Raw genomic sequence first — 13,905 nt, 5'->3', positions numbered from 1 at the left:
TCACCACTCCCGGAGCGCGCGGGCGAGCGCCTCGCGCAGCGGTTCGTCGGTCCAGTCCACGACACCGATCCCCTCACCGCGGAGGGCCGCCAGCCGGTCCGCCCGTTCCAACGCCGGCAGCCGTGCCGCCGGCGTCGGTGCGTCGAGCGCGGGCGACAGCACCCGGACGTCGTGCTCGTCGGCCCGGAGCGTCCGCACGAGGTCGGCCGCCCCGTCGTCCAGCAGCGGGGAGCAGAACAGCACCCGCGCGCCGGACGGGAGCGACGCGCGCAGCGCCGTCACCGGGTCCGGCTCCTCGTGGCCCGCCCCGCCGTCGCCGCCGAACGCGGTCCCCGGGTCGTACCGGCCCGGGTCGCGTTCGCTCGACTCGCTGCTGACCGCGTCGGCCCCGGCATCGCCCTCGTCGTCGCCACCCGGACCGCCAGCGGGCTCGAACGCGTCGCCGAAGGGGTCGCCCCCGCCGTCGGAGCGCAGTTCGGACGGCTCCCCGGCCGGGTCGCGGGTGCCCCCGGGACCGTAGGCGTCGAACGCGCGGCGGCCCAACGTCCGGTGGTCGACGCCGGTTCCCGGGCCGAGGGCTGCCGGCGCGTCCGGGTAGAACGCGAGCGCGACCGTCGCGTCACGCTCGAGGAGGGCCTCGAACGCACCCTCGGCCGCGAACAGGGCGTACTCGACGGCCGTCGGGGCGTCGGCCGCGGCCCGCCGGAAGGTCGATGCCGTCGCGTCCACGACGATGGCGACGGTCGCCGAGCGGTCCTCGCGGAACTCGACGGTCGCGAGTTCGCCCGTCCGGGCGAAGCGTCGCCAGTCCACCCGCGAGAGCGGGTCGGTCCGCTGGTACTCTCGGACCGCGTGGAACTCGACGCCGCCGCCGCGGGAGTTGGTCGTGGCGTCGCCGCTGGCCGTGGTGGGGGCGCCGCTCTCGTCGGCCGCGCCGGTGGCCCGGCAGCGGAGCCGGGATTCGGCCGACAGCTCGACGGTCGCCGCGTCGCCACCGCCGACGGCCGCCGCCCGGACCGGCCCGAACTCGTGGTCGCCACGGCGCGCCCGGACGGTGTACGTGAACTCGGTCTCCTCGCCGGCCCGGAGCGTCGTGGCGGCCGCGGCCGGCCCGTCGACGACGCCCAGCGCCCCCGGAACGGTGTCGGCGAGCCGGCAGTCCCGCAGCGCCGCCCCCCGGTTCCGGACGGTGACCGTCACCGCGACCCGCTCGCCGACCGCGGGCCGTGCAGGGTCGAACGAGCGGCGGGCGCTCAGCTCGGGCGTCGGCGCCGTCGAGAGCCGACCGTACGCGACGAACGCGAGCGGGACCACGGTCGCGACCAGCACCGCCCGGTTCTGCGTCACCAGCCCGAACCCGAGCGCCAGCACCGCGATTCCCACCGCGACGGCCCACCGGTCGGCCGCGACCGGAGACGGCGGGTCGCTCATCGGCGACCACCACCGTCGCCGGCCGCGGCGGTCCGTCCGGCAGCGGCGGTCCGCCCCGGGGACCCGGCGTCATCCCCCCGAGTCCCATCCGCGACGGCCGCCAGCGCGTCGACGGTCCGTCGCGCCCGGCCGACGAACCGTGGCTCGGGGGCGAGCGCCTCCGCCAGGCGTCGGCGGAGCGGGACCGACACCTCGGCGCCGCAGAACGCCGCCACCGCGGGGTCGGTGGTCCAGTCGCCGCGGCGGAACTGCGCCCGGGCGGTCTCGTCGTCGATGCCCTCGGCCCGCGAGAGGACGGTCACGCCGGCCCGCTCGACGGCGGTCCGGACGGTCTCCCGGTCGGCCGGGTCGGTACCGGGACCCTGGTCCTCGAGCCGGTCGAGCGCGGCCGCGACCTCGGCCCCCAGCAGCGGCAGGTCGTCCGCGGGTGTCGGCGCCGCACGGAAGGACGCGGTCGGGTCCGGCGCGTCGGTCCCCAGTTGCCCCCGGACGAGGGCCGCCGCGCCGACGGCCGTCGCGAGGGCGAGGGCGACCGCGGTGCCCGGCGTGGCGGCGCGGCCGGCGGCCGCGAGCGGCGTCCCGAGCCCCGGCGGCAGGGCCGAGCCGGACCGTGCCAGGAGCCCCAGCGCCGCCAGTCCGACCGCCAGCCCGCCGAGGAGGTCGCGCCGGTTCACCGGCCATCACCCCGGTCGTCGTCATCGCTCACGGTGCCGTCGTGCCCGGCGGCGGCGCGCCCATCGCGCCCGTCGTCGCGACTCGCGGCCTCGCGGCTGGCGCACTCGACCTCGCGGAAGGCCTCGCGAGCGGTCTCCTCGGTGGCCGCGGGGTCGCGGTCACCGTACCGGACCGCCTCGAACGCCTCGCGGAGGCGCTCGACGGGCCCGGCCGGGAGGCCCCGGCGGGTCGCCTCGCTGGCCACCTCGCCGGGCGAGCGGTCGACCATGTCGACGCCGTCGGCGAACCGCGCCCAGGTCCGGTAGACGGTGTTCTCGTCGGCGTCCGGTGCCGGCACCTCCGGCGGCTCGCGGTCGGCCTCGTCGAAGTCCGGGACGTCGACGTCGGGGCCCCCGACGCGGCGCGCGACGGCCCGGAGCACGAACAGGCCCGCCAGCAGCACGCCCAGCCGGAGCAGGCGCAGCAACTCCCACGGGCGGCCCAGGAGCGCCGGGTCGACCTCGAACTCGCTGTCGGCGACGGCGAGCCCGCGGGAGGCGACGAGCGTCAGTCCCGCGCCGAGCAGCGCCAGCCCCGCGAACCACCACGGCCACAGCGTCACGCGGTGGACGCCGGTCGCCGCGCCGCGCCGCGCGCCGACGCTCGTCCCGAGCGCCACCGGCAGGTCGACGGCCAGGGTGCCGTCGGCGGCCGTGCGCCCGACCCGCTCGCCACCGACGAAGACGCTCGCGTTCGCCACCGGCTCCCGGCCCAGCGTGACGTGAGTCTCGACGTTCCCGCCCGGGGAGACCAGCCCGCGCGGGCGTATCCGGAGCCGGGTCGGCAGCTCGCGCGAGGCGTTCACCGCCACCCGGTCGCGCGCCAGCGTGACGTTCAGCCGCTCGGCGTAGGGAACCGGAACCGTCGCCCGGCCGCGCTCGTCCGTGGTCGCGACCCGCCGGCCGTTCACCCGCACCGCCGCCTCCGCGAGCGGGACGCTGGCCACCGAGCCACGGACGCTGACGTTGCCCCCGGGGCGTGGCTCGCCGTCGAACGCGAGTCGGCGGTCGTCGGTCCGGACCGCGAGGACCGCCGCGCCCGTCGCCGCGTCGCGCCGGACACTCACGTTCGCACGCGGCCGGAACGGGGCCGGGACCGTCGCCCGGCCGCGGTCGTCGGTGGTGTAGGTCTCCCCGGCGACGGAGACGGTCGCGTCCGCGACCGGAACGCCCTCGATGTCGGCGCTGACGGTCACCTCACGTCCGGGCGCCGGCACGGATCCCGGCGAGAGCGTCACGTCGATGGTCGTGTTCAGCGGGATGGGCTCGTCGTCCTGCCGGGCGCGCGCTCCCCGGCGGGTCGTGGTCGCCAGCGCGCCGGCGCTCCGCACCCGCCGTGGCCCCACGGCCAGCGCCGAGGTACCGGTGGTGGTCGCCGCCGGAACGGCTGTGGCGGTCGCCGTCCGGGTTCCACCGGTCCCCGGCGCGAACCGCTCGGCGCCGTCGACGACGGTGACGGTGAACAGGACCTCGTTCGAGAGACGGTCGATGGGGCCGCCGAGCGTCACCGACCGGCCGCTGTAGCGGAGGTCCTGGATGGTGCTGGGCTCGCGGGTTCGACCCGCCTGTCCACCCCCACCCCCGCCACCGGCCGGCGTCACGGTCGGCGTGGCCGTCGCGGTCGCGAGTTCGCCGTCGCCGCCGCCGAAGCCGCCGTCGCCGTCGGGTGTGGCGGTCCCCGCGGCCGGTCGGTGGACCGTCACGCGCAGCGACTCCGCGTACGGCACCCGCCCGGTGACCTCGCCGTCCCGGTCGGTCACGCCGATGGGGTCGTCGTTGAACCGGACCTGGTGGTCCGGGAGCCGCTCGCCCGTCTCCGGGTCGCGGACGGTCGCCGTCACGACGTTCCCCGGGACGACCGCCCCGTCCAGTTCGACGTCGACGTCGGCACGGACGTACTCCTCGTCGGACTGAGCGATGGCACCTGCGGGGGCGCCGGCCGCCCGGGCGGCCGAGCGGCTCCCCACCGACGACGAGCCGCCCGGCGTTCGTGCGGCGGCAGCCTGCCCGGTCGCCCCCGCCGCGCCGGCGAGGTCGGCCTCGACTGACCCTCGGGCGCTGGCCCGCGCCGCGGCCGGCGTCGGGTCGAACGTCACCCAGCCCTCGCCCGGGAAGTAGACCTCCACCCACGCGTGGGCGTACTTCCCGCGGACCGTGTAGGTCCCGAAATCCGTCCGCTCGGACGGTGAGTAGCCCGAGACGTAGCGCGCGGGCACGCCCTCGGCGCGGAGCATCGCCACCATCCCCGTCGCGAAGTACTGGCAGTAGCCCGCCTCCATCTCGAAGAGGAAGGTGTCCGCGAACCCGTCGGCCGGCCGGCGGGCGTCGAGCGAGTAGCGCTTGTTCGTCTCCAGCCACCGCTCGACGGCGACGGCCGTCGCGTACGGCGTCCCGGCGTCCGCGGTGACGTTGCCGGCCAGCCGGCGGACCCGCGCGGGTGTCTCGGCCGGCAACTGGGTGTAGCGCTCCTCGATGGCCGCGGGGTAGTCGGTGCCGGCGGCCCGGAGGTCCGCCACGGTCCAGTTCGGCACGCGGCTCGTGACGGTGAACGCTCGGCCCGGCCGGAACGCCTCGGCCGGCTGGAGCCCGGCGTCGTAGACCCGCGTCTCGTCGGCGACCCCGCCGCCGACCCGGACGGGCTTCCAGGGGGCCGGCAGCGTCTGCACCGTGCTCCGCGTCCGGAGCCGGAGCGTCACCTCGCCGCTATCGCCGGCGGGACCCGGCAGCGGCCCGTCGTACGCGGTCGCGTTCCCGGTCCGGGTCCACCCGCTGCCCGTGTAGCGGTCGTAGGACATCGACCGCCAGTACGGGCGCTCCACGGCGCCGACGGTCGGCTTCGGCGGGCCGGCCCCCGGCGTCGGCGTCCCCTCGACCCCCAGCAGCGTCCGCACGGCGGGGTTCCCGGACTGGTCGAGCAGCGGCGCCGCGGCGACGAGACTCACCACGCAGACGCCCACCAGCACCAGCGACAGCAGCCCCCGCCGGTTCACTGCCGGGGCTGGTGTCTCCGGCGTACTAACTGTGTTGGGTGACCGACGGACGCCGCCGCCGTCACCGCCCGAACCCGTCATAAAGTCCCGTCTTGGCCCGGTGCGTCGGCCGCCCGGCGCGGTGGCCCGGGCGGATAGGGTCGCCCGCTTCGAACGGTGGGTATGCACCGGACCCTCGGCCGCAACCACCTCGCACTCGTGCTGGTGGTCGGGCTCCTCGTCGCGCTCTGGCCCGCCGGCTCGCTCGTCCCGCTCGCGGAGGCGGGCCTCTACATCGCACCGCTGGCACTGTTCGTCGCCTCGCTCTCGCTCGTCGAACGCGTCGAGGCACGGTGGGCGAGCGACTGACATCCGGCTTTGGGCGGACCCGGTACTGCGACGCCCACGCACACACGGACCATCGGACAGTCCGGACCGGTCGGGAACAGGAACTATCAGCACCCCAATATTTGGGAACCGTAGACACAGCCATCCGGGTAGCCAGCCTATCACCATCTGGTGAATAACGATGACCTACTGCCCGTACTGCCGCTCGTCGGCCGCCTACCCAATCCCGCTCGCCGGTGACCTCGAGGACTTCTACTGTCCCGTGTGCGACCACTCGTTCACCGGAGCGTCCCGGTCCCGGGTCCGGGGACCGGGAGGCAGGTGAGGTGCTAGCCATGAACCGGTGGGAGACGGAGGCGACGAAGCACCTCGTCAGGGCCTACGGGGAGGAGGGACTCCTGACCGGCGAGCAGGTCGCCGAGCTCGAGGCGCTCGTCGACCGCGGAACGCCGGACATCGTTCTCGAACTCCTCCGCGACATCGAGGGGCCGGACGGGTGATGGGTCGGCCGGGCAGCCGGCAGGGATATCCAAACCGGACTTTTTGTCCACTACTGCCCCAATTATACACTCGTAGAACGTTTTCACGCATAATACCACATATTATCCGATAATGGAGCGCACACCGCCCGGTCACGGCACCAGCAGCACGACCACGAGGAACAGGACCACCACCCCGAGCACGTCGCAGACGTTGGTGACGACGGGGATGACCACGTCGTCCGGGTCGAGCCCCTGCCGGTAGGCGATGTAGGTGGCGACGAGCGTGACGACGATGGCCAGCACGGCGAGGGCAGCCCCGCTGACCAGCGCCACCAGCACGACCCGCGCGAGGGCCAGCCGGGTGCCGCCGACGACCGACTGGAGCAGCCACGCGCCGCCGCCGACGAACGGGAACAGGGTCAGGGCCAGCAGCACGGTGGCGACCGCGTTGCCGGCGAGGCGGTCGTCGTCGGGCGCGAACGACAGCGTCCCCAGGTGGAACGCCGTCGAGAGCCGCGAGGCGAGGACGCTCCCGAGGTTCCCGGCGGTCCCGATGGTGACGGGCACGAGGACCAGCAACGAGGGGTACTGCAGCAGCGTCGACTCGAAGGAGCCCAGGACGAGCCCGCTGACCAGTTCGACGAGGGTGAGCCCGAGGAGGACGGGCAGGGTGGCGCGCGTGATGGCGCGGACGGTCCACTCGGTCGGCATTACGGGACAGTCACCTCCGACCGTGGTGACGGAGACGGAGACCCGAGCGAGGAGGACGACCTGTAGGAAGCCCCGGCGGGCTCGACCGGCCGCGACTCGCTGCGGTCCTCCCGTTCCGGGCTGCGACGGGTTCGCTGACGCTCACCCGTCGTTCCGGGCATGCGGATGCGGTCCTTGCGTCGCCGGGGCCGGGTCGAGCCCGCTGCCCCTTCCATTCCCACCCGAAGATCGGATGTCGAGCGGAGCGACGCACTGTGCCAGCTCGGTGTGTCGCTCCTCGGCTTCCGAGGGTCGCGTCCACACCGAGCTGGCACGGTGTGGACGCGACATTCGGGAGCCGACCTCCTGGCGGAATGGAAGGGCGAGCGCTCTCGGCTCGGGGGGCTCGCTGCGCTCCTCGCCCCCGCGCTCGCTCCGCTCGCGCGGGGGCTGCGGTGCTTGTGTCGCCCGCCTTCGCCGAGAGCGCTCGCCCTTCCCAGGACTGCTGGTGGCCGCCGTCGTACGCACACACCGTGGGAGCAACACCGTCGGGACCCCCCGAGCAACCGCATTCACACACCACCCCCTGGCGCGCCGACGACGATCCGAACCGCCAGCAGCAGGAAGGTCAGCCCGAACACGTCGCCGGCGGTCGTGACGACGGGCCCCACGAGCGTATCCGGGTCCCGACCGCGGCGGTAGCCGGCGAACACGACGACGACGACGACCGTCGAGAGCGCGATGCCCGAGAGCAGCCCGGAGATGAGCGCGATGCCCACGAGGACGGGCAGCGGCTCGGGGGACTGTGCGAGCAGCGACAGGATGATGAAGGCGACCGTCGCGGCGAACAGGCTGGCGAGCAGGCCGTTGCCGATGGCGGCGGCGACGGCGGCGCGCAGCCGCTCGTCGCCCGCGGTCACGCGTGGTTCGACGAGCCCCTGGTGGAGGCCGGTGGCGATGCGGGCGCCCAGCGAGCCGTAGACATTGCCCCGCGTGGCGAGCAGCGCGGGGATGAGGACCAGGAGGCCGTTCACACGGGCCAGGTCCCCACGCATCCCGCCGAGGACGAGGCCAGCGAGCAGGCCGCCGACGGCCGATGCGGCGAGCGCCGGCAGCGCCTCGCGGTACGCCTCGCCGGCCACCTCGCGCACACCCATCGTTCTGGTTCGAGCCGTCGGGGCCACCCCACTTCAACCCGGGCGCCACGATCCGTCCGGCGAAGTCCTGTCACCTCCGATACACAAACGCGGCTCCGGGAACGCTCACGTGGCGCGCGGCCCAGGGGCGTGTATGGGCGATTCCGACGAGACGACCGGGGCTGACGAGCCCACGGGCGGCGGACCGGACCTCCGCGAGCGCCTGCGGGCGGAGGCGCTGTCGACGCTGGAGCGGGTCGAGGAGTCGTACGGGCCGGGGCCACGACTGGAGCCGCTGCCGTTCGGGCCCCGCGGACACGACCCGGACGAGCCGCCCGGGACCGTCGCCGAGCAGCGCGCCCTGCTCGCCGGTGTCGGGGGGACCGTCGTCGTGGACGACCGCGCGGACGCGCCGGCGAGCCCGCACGTGGTGCTGGTGAAGCGGACCTACGCCGACGGCTGGGTGTCGCCGGGCGGCGCGGCAGAGCCCGGGGAGTCGCTGCCGACCACGGCGATCCGCGAGACCGAGGAGGAGACGGGACTGGACATCGAGCTGACGGGCCTGTTCTACAGCCGGCTGGTCGAGCACCGGTACGCCGCCGGCGACCCGCTCACGGTCCCGATGGCGGTGTTCACCGCCCGCGCGACCGGCGGCGCGCTCGCCGACCGGCCCGACCACCGGCTCCCCGACGGCCGGCCGGAACTCGAGGCCGCCAGGTGGTTCCCGGTCGCGGACCTCCCGCCGGCGGCGGTGGACCGCGAGCGCATCCGGAACCGGCTCGGGGAGTGAACAGCGGGTCGGGGGCGGGGAGTCGCGGGGGGAGTGAGCCAGGATTCGGCGGGGAAGCGAGCCACGGGTCGGCACCCACCGACGATTCGCCGCCCGTGGTCGGCGGCTTCAAGACCGCTCCGCCCGCCCGTCCGATGTGGACGCCCCGCCCGATACCGACGAGACCGACCCGCCCGCTGCCGGAGATACCGACGACCACGCCGACCCGCCCGCCGACGCGCGCCCGCACGTCCTCCTGACGAACGACGACGGCATCGACAGTCCCGGCCTCGTGGCGCTCCGGGACGCGCTGGCCGAGCAGGTACGGGTGACGGTCGTCGCCCCGACGACGGACCACAGCGGCGTCGGGCGCGCGCGCTCGGACACGGTCGAGGTGACCCGGCGCGACGACGACACGTACGCCGTCGACGGCACGCCCGCCGACTGCACCGCGTTCGGCCTGCGCGGCCTCGACGACCGGCCGGACCTCGTGGTCTCGGGCTGCAACGTCGGGCCGAACTTCGACGCCTACATCCTCGGCCACTCCGGCACGGTGGCGGCGGCCGTGGAGGCCGCCTTCCTCGGAACGCCCGCCATCGCCGTCTCCGCGTACGACCCGACCGGTTTCCTCCCGGACCCGGACGACCCCGAGGACTACGCCCTGCCCGCGGCCGCGACCCGGCATCTCGTCGAGGGGGCGCTGGAGACGGCCGTCTTCGACGGGTTCGAGGGGTTCGGCGCGGCCGCCGGGCGCGAGGCGACGAGCGACCGGGCGGGCGAGCGCGTGGGCTTCCTCAACGTGAACGCGCCCGCCATCGCCCCGCAGTCCGGCGTCGAGATGCGCGTCACCCGGCCGCTGACCGACTACGACACGCGCATCGAGCGGGACGGCGACACCATCCGGTTCAACAACACGTTCTGGGCCTCCGCCGACATCGAGGCCGACCTCGGACTCGAGAACCCGCCCCACCTCCCGGCGCACGACCCCGAGGGCTACCCCGAGGAGTCCGACCGCCACGCCATCCTCGCGGGCGACGTCTCGGTCACGCCGCTGACGGCCCCACACGGCGTCAGCCACCACGAGGCGCTCGACGCACTCGCGGGCGACTGGCGGTTCGGCGGGGACGGTCCCGGCGGCTGATATCCGGAGCCACACTTATCGTTCCCGCGACGGCAGGGTCGCGCATCCCCATGCCAGAGACGATGCCGTTCACGCCACTCGAGGAGATGACCCACCACCTCGACGAGACGTTCCAGCCCTGGAACATGCAGGGGGAGATCGAGTCGACGGGGACCGTCGACATCGAGCGGCTGGAGGCGGCGACCGCGACGGCGATGGAGTACCACCCGCTCGCGAGCGCCCGGCGTCGCCCGTCGACTCTCACGGACACCCGGTACGAGTGGATCCTCCCGGACGACCCCGAGCCCCTCGATGTCATCGAGGTCGACAGCGACGAGGTCCCCCTCGAGGAGGTCCGGAACCGCATCTACGGGGAGCGCTTCGACCTGACCGAGGAGGCACCGGTCCGCATCTGCATCTACCGGGGCGGCGGCCTCGACGGCGGGGACCGGGTCCTCCAGTCGACCAGCCACGTCGCGGGCGACGGCCTGGGGACGCTCCGGTACTCGCAGGCGGTCTGGGAGGCGTACAAGGGCAACGATCCGATGCGTGACCCCGTCACGCTGCAGGAGTCGCGGTCGTTCCTGCAGGACATCGGCGTGAACCGCATCGCGGACGCCGTCGAAGGCATCGACTCGCTCGCGCGCCGGGCACGCGAGTCGATCACCCGGCCCACGGGCCTCGCCAGGGACGGCGGCCGGGACGTGGACGGATGGGGGTACACCCGCCTCGACCTGAGTCAGGAACTGACCACGCGCCTCGTCCGCGACCGCCCGGACGGCATCTCCGTCAACGACGTGTTGCTGTCCGCGCTCCACCTGGCGATGGCGGACTGGAACGACCGGCACGGCAAGGTGACCGGGCGGCTGAGCGTGATGATGCCGGTCAACCTCCGGCCGCAGGAGTGGTTCCACCAGGTGATGGCGATGTACTCGATGTTCGAGTCGGTCCGGAGCGGCCGGGGCGACCGCCGTGACGCCGCGGACCTCCTCGAACACGTCGCCTGGCAGACGACCCGCATCAAGGAGCGCGACCGCGCGGCCGCCCTCTACAAGGCGCTCGCGATGCTCCCGGACGAGATCCCCATCGGACTGCGACAGGAACTCCCCGAACTGCTCCGGGGACCGGGCATGCGCCTGACCGACACCATCATCCTCACCAACCTCGGCAACATCCCGACGTACCCCTCCGTGGGGACGGACACCGAGGAACGGCCGTTCTTCACGCCGCCCTCGTGGGAGGGCACGCCGGTCGGCCTGGGTGTGGCGTCGCTGGACGGTCGGGTGCGCATCTTCGGCCGCTACCTCCGCACGCAGTTCGACCAGGACGGCGCCGACCGCTTCATGAGCACCTACGCGACCCACATCGAGCAGCTCGTCGAGCGCCTGGCGGCGATGGAGGAGCTCTGAGACGGGCGGCGGGACGGGTGACGAGGTCGTCGGCCGGGGAGAGTGTCCGCACGGGACCGGCGCGGCCGCCGTTCAGAGGCGGCGCGTCTCGGCCAGCGCGTCGACGAGCGCGGTGAACCGGACCGACGCGCGGCGCGACCAGCGCCAGTAGCGCCGGCAGGCGAGGCCGACGACGAGGCCGCTGGCGCTGATGCCGGCGTTGAACCCGCACACGAGCAGAAGGTCGCGGGAGACGAGCGCACGGAACAGCTCCGTCGCGAACAGGCGCATCCCGAGCCAGCCCAGCGCGGACAGCACCAGCACGGTGAGCAGCACCTGGCGGTAACCGTAGGCGAGTCGCATATCCGAGGGGTCGAACGGGAAGGTCCGGGTCGAGCCGATCCGGTGGCGGACGGCCGCACGACAGGACTCGCGCGCGCGCCGGCAGCGGCGTCGCACCCGGAGGAGTCGTCGGCCGAGCGGACCGCTGTAGCCGCCGACGAGTGGCTCCGGGGGCCGCCTCCGGGTCGACATTTGCGAACGCAGGCTTGTGTGGCACTCCTTATCAATCCGCGTCAGACGCGTGTCGAACGCCCACGAGAGGGAAGGGCCCCGATGCGGCCGCCGTCCGACGTGTGACCGACGGCATCGGAGGGTTTTCGTCGGGTGGTCCCCGACCATCGGGTATGTCAGCGGGTGGGTCACTGTACGTCGGGGCGGTCCCCAGCGACGGCGAGGGCTGGTTCGCGGCCGCCTTCGGCCCCGACGGGTTCGCCGAGGCTGGGGCCCACGAGGGCATCGGCGCCTGCTGGACCCACTACGAGGAGACGGCCGCACGCATCCTCGTGGGCGCCCCCATCGGCTCGGTCGGCGCCGACGGGAGTCCCCGGGAGTGCGACGAACTGGCCCGGGCTGTGCTCGGCGACCGGGGTCACGTCGTCGTTGACCCCCCCGTCCGCGAGGCCGCACGCAAGCGCCGCTACCCGGCCGCGGCCCGGGTCCACGAGCGCGTGACCGGCCGCGAACTGGCCGAACGGGCGTTCGAACTGGCCGACGCCGCGACCGCACTCGACGACCTCCTCCGGGAGGTCCCCGAGGCCCGCGACGTGGTGGCCGAGTCCCACCCGGAGGTCTGCTTCACCGCGTTCGCCGGCGAACCGCCCGCACACGCCCGCTCGACCGCGGGCGGCTACGCCGAGCGGATGCGTGCACTCGCCGAGTTCGACCGTGACGCCCCGCCCGCGGTCCAGTCGGCCGCCGAAGCGGCCGGTGACGCCCGCGTCACCGTCCACGACGTACTGGACGCGCTGGCGCTGGCCTACACCGCGCGCCCCGGCCCGGCCGAGTTGCGCTCGCTCCCACCAGATCCCCCGACAGACGCGGAGGGGCTGCCGATGGCCATCCACTACCGGGCCGAGACCCCGCTCATCGGCGGAGATTAGGGACCGCTCCAGAGCACCGTTCAGACCGTTCATCGGCCGTGAACGGGCTCGAACTGCCCGAACGGCGTTTCCGGTTGAAGTGTGTCCGGCCACTCGTCACGGCTGTCATGAACGCCGAACGCTACTCGCTGGTCGCGGTCGCCGGGGCGCTCCTGCTGGCGGCGGCCGCGGCACTGACGCCGCTGGCGCTCCCCCGCGTGGCCCCCGGGTGGACGCTGCTCGACGCGACGCTCTGGGCCACGACGGTCCTCTTCGGCGGGACCGCGCTCGTCTGGGTCGTCCTCACGTACGTCGTCGGGGCGGGCTACGAGCCGCCCGCGGCCGAGTACGGGCCCGAGGAGGTCCACGTCCGCATCCTCACCATCGACGCCGAGGACGTGGTCCAGGCCACGGTCGACTCGCTCCCCGCCCGGTTCGACGACGTCCACGTCGTCGCCGAGGCACCCATCGACGTGACGGGCGCGACGGTCCACGTCGTCCCGGACGGGTTCGACTGCGAGGCGGTCCGGAAGGGGCGTGCCATCGAGTGGGCCCGCCGGAACCTCACGCACGACCGCGAGTTCGTCGCCTACCTCGACGAGGACAGCGTCGTGGAGTCGTTCGAGGGGCTCCCGGACGCCGACGTGGTCCAGCTCCGCGAGCAGCCCCGCCGGAGCGGCGGCGTCCTCCCCTACCTCGCGGACATCTACCGGATGGGCGTCCAGATCGAGCAGCGCGCGTTCGCACGGCTCGACATCCCGCTGTTCGCGTGGGGCGGCGGCATCGCCGTCCGCGCCGAGCTCGAGGACGCGGTGACCTGGAACCGCGAGACCATCGTCGAGGACACCGCCTTCGTCTGGGCGGCGTTCCGGGAGGCCGACCCGACCTTCGCGCTATCGCGGGCGACCTGCCGGAACGAGGCGCCCCCATCGCTGTACGAGATCCTGCAGCAGCGCCGACGCTGGGCGGCGGGGAACCTCCAGGCCGCCTCGATGCTCCCGGCCCGGTACGAGGCGCTGACCCGCGTCCGGAACTACGCGTGGGCGCTCTCGCCGGTCGTGACGCTCGTCGCGGTCCCGCTGGCGGTGCTGGGCGTGTCGGTCGCCTACGGCGGTCTGTTCCTGCTCGTCTCGCTGGGGCTGGCCGGCGCCACCGCGTTCTGGTTCGTCCGGGGGGGCGTCTACTACGGCACGAGCGAGCTGAAGTGGCTCGTCGTCCTGCCGCTGACGCCGCTCGTGACGGTCGTCCACTCGATGGGCACCGTCGCGGGCGTCCTCGCGCCCCCGGAGGGGTTCCGCGTCACGGAGAAGGTCGGTCCCGAGCAGTAGCGGGGTCTATCGGTTCTCCTTGTCGCTTCCGAGCCGTCACGGGGTCCAGTGGTTCTCTCCGTCACTCCCGAGGTTCGTTCAACGAGCGCGAGATAGGTTCATATCCGAGA

At 74.2% G+C, this 13,905-nt stretch carries 13 protein-coding genes; 7 read left to right on the top strand and 6 right to left on the bottom strand.

Annotation, left to right across the window (positions count from 1 at the left end; translation table 11 throughout):
* The 3 genes from P2T62_RS04085 to P2T62_RS04075 are packed head-to-tail and all read right to left on the bottom strand — an operon-like array spanning position 1 to position 5,134.
* Complete coding sequence (locus P2T62_RS04085; protein ID WP_276260214.1) at positions 1-1,431, bottom strand: DUF58 domain-containing protein; 1,431 nt, start codon at positions 1,429-1,431, stop codon at positions 1-3.
* Positions 1,428-2,105, bottom strand: coding sequence for a DUF7269 family protein (locus P2T62_RS04080; RefSeq protein ID WP_276260213.1), 678 nt, complete (start codon positions 2,103-2,105; stop codon positions 1,428-1,430). Before P2T62_RS04080 ends, P2T62_RS04085 begins: the two co-directional genes overlap by 4 nt.
* Positions 2,102-5,134 carry a transglutaminase TgpA family protein gene (locus P2T62_RS04075; protein WP_276260212.1) on the bottom strand — a complete coding sequence of 1,011 codons (3,033 nt, stop codon included), beginning with the start codon at positions 5,132-5,134 and terminating at the stop codon, positions 2,102-2,104. Before P2T62_RS04075 ends, P2T62_RS04080 begins: the two co-directional genes overlap by 4 nt.
* 162 nt (positions 5,135-5,296) lie before the next feature.
* On the opposite strand from P2T62_RS04075, the gene P2T62_RS04070 reads away from it, so the two are divergent.
* Positions 5,297-5,482, top strand: a complete 186-nt coding sequence (locus P2T62_RS04070) for a hypothetical protein (RefSeq protein ID WP_276260211.1) — start codon at positions 5,297-5,299, stop codon at positions 5,480-5,482.
* Positions 5,483-5,796: 314 nt separating this feature from the next.
* Positions 5,797-5,961, top strand: a complete 165-nt coding sequence (locus P2T62_RS04065; RefSeq protein ID WP_276260210.1) for a hypothetical protein — start codon at positions 5,797-5,799, stop codon at positions 5,959-5,961.
* Positions 5,962-6,093: 132 nt separating this feature from the next.
* On the opposite strand, the gene P2T62_RS04060 is transcribed toward P2T62_RS04065, so the two are convergent.
* Together P2T62_RS04060 and P2T62_RS04055 are read right to left on the bottom strand one after the other, a co-directional pair.
* Positions 6,094-6,654, bottom strand: coding sequence for a magnesium transporter (locus tag P2T62_RS04060; RefSeq protein WP_276260209.1), 561 nt, complete (start codon positions 6,652-6,654; stop codon positions 6,094-6,096).
* Positions 6,655-7,205: 551 nt separating this feature from the next.
* Entirely contained in the window at positions 7,206-7,790 is a 585-nt protein-coding gene (locus P2T62_RS04055) for a magnesium transporter (RefSeq protein WP_276260208.1), read from the bottom strand.
* Between the two features lie 133 nt (positions 7,791-7,923).
* Here P2T62_RS04055 and P2T62_RS04050 point away from each other — a divergent pair, with 133 nt between their 5' ends.
* The 3 genes from P2T62_RS04050 (at position 7,924) to P2T62_RS04040 (ending at position 11,067) form a co-directional block, all read left to right on the top strand.
* Positions 7,924-8,559 carry an NUDIX domain-containing protein gene (locus tag P2T62_RS04050; RefSeq protein ID WP_276260207.1) on the top strand — a complete coding sequence of 212 codons (636 nt, stop codon included), beginning with the start codon at positions 7,924-7,926 and terminating at the stop codon, positions 8,557-8,559.
* Between the two features lie 136 nt (positions 8,560-8,695).
* Positions 8,696-9,679 (top strand): 5'/3'-nucleotidase SurE, encoded by a 984-nt coding sequence (surE, locus tag P2T62_RS04045; RefSeq protein WP_420028409.1) that lies wholly within the window; start codon positions 8,696-8,698, stop codon positions 9,677-9,679.
* 50 nt (positions 9,680-9,729) lie between these two features.
* Entirely contained in the window at positions 9,730-11,067 is a 1,338-nt protein-coding gene (locus P2T62_RS04040) for a condensation domain-containing protein (protein WP_276260206.1), read from the top strand.
* Positions 11,068-11,139: 72 nt separating this feature from the next.
* On the opposite strand, the gene P2T62_RS04035 is transcribed toward P2T62_RS04040, so the two are convergent.
* Positions 11,140-11,580, bottom strand: coding sequence for a hypothetical protein (locus P2T62_RS04035; protein WP_276260205.1), 441 nt, complete (start codon positions 11,578-11,580; stop codon positions 11,140-11,142).
* Between the two features lie 152 nt (positions 11,581-11,732).
* On the opposite strand from P2T62_RS04035, the gene P2T62_RS04030 reads away from it, so the two are divergent.
* On the top strand, positions 11,733-12,488 hold the full coding sequence (locus tag P2T62_RS04030; RefSeq protein ID WP_276260204.1) for a DUF429 domain-containing protein: 756 nt from the start codon (positions 11,733-11,735) through the stop codon (positions 12,486-12,488).
* 107 nt (positions 12,489-12,595) lie between these two features.
* The gene (locus P2T62_RS04025) at positions 12,596-13,795 is read left to right on the top strand and encodes a glycosyltransferase family 2 protein (protein WP_276260203.1); all 1,200 of its coding nucleotides are present in this window, start codon (positions 12,596-12,598) and stop codon (positions 13,793-13,795) included.
* The last annotated feature ends 110 nt before the right edge of the window (positions 13,796-13,905 follow it).

This window comes from Haloglomus litoreum, from assembly GCF_029338515.1.
Taxonomy (GTDB): domain Archaea; phylum Halobacteriota; class Halobacteria; order Halobacteriales; family Haloarculaceae; genus Haloglomus; species Haloglomus litoreum.
Note: the sequence above shows the minus strand (reverse complement) of the source record. Positions and strands in the feature narration are given on the sequence as shown.

Excerpts from the sequence above, each read along its gene's own strand:
- P2T62_RS04085 (WP_276260214.1), bottom strand. The coding sequence starts at position 1,431 with ATGAGCGACCCGCCGTCTCCGGTCGCGGCCGACCGGTGGGCCGTCGCG.
- P2T62_RS04070 (WP_276260211.1), top strand. The coding sequence starts at position 5,297 with ATGCACCGGACCCTCGGCCGCAACCACCTCGCACTCGTGCTGGTGGTC.
- P2T62_RS04065 (WP_276260210.1), top strand. The coding sequence starts at position 5,797 with ATGAACCGGTGGGAGACGGAGGCGACGAAGCACCTCGTCAGGGCCTAC.
- P2T62_RS04060 (WP_276260209.1), bottom strand. The coding sequence starts at position 6,654 with ATGCCGACCGAGTGGACCGTCCGCGCCATCACGCGCGCCACCCTGCCC.
- P2T62_RS04055 (WP_276260208.1), bottom strand. The coding sequence starts at position 7,790 with ATGGGTGTGCGCGAGGTGGCCGGCGAGGCGTACCGCGAGGCGCTGCCG.
- P2T62_RS04050 (WP_276260207.1), top strand. The coding sequence starts at position 7,924 with ATGGGCGATTCCGACGAGACGACCGGGGCTGACGAGCCCACGGGCGGC.
- P2T62_RS04040 (WP_276260206.1), top strand. The coding sequence starts at position 9,730 with ATGCCAGAGACGATGCCGTTCACGCCACTCGAGGAGATGACCCACCAC.
- P2T62_RS04035 (WP_276260205.1), bottom strand. The coding sequence starts at position 11,580 with ATGTCGACCCGGAGGCGGCCCCCGGAGCCACTCGTCGGCGGCTACAGC.
- P2T62_RS04030 (WP_276260204.1), top strand. The coding sequence starts at position 11,733 with ATGTCAGCGGGTGGGTCACTGTACGTCGGGGCGGTCCCCAGCGACGGC.
- P2T62_RS04025 (WP_276260203.1), top strand. The coding sequence starts at position 12,596 with ATGAACGCCGAACGCTACTCGCTGGTCGCGGTCGCCGGGGCGCTCCTG.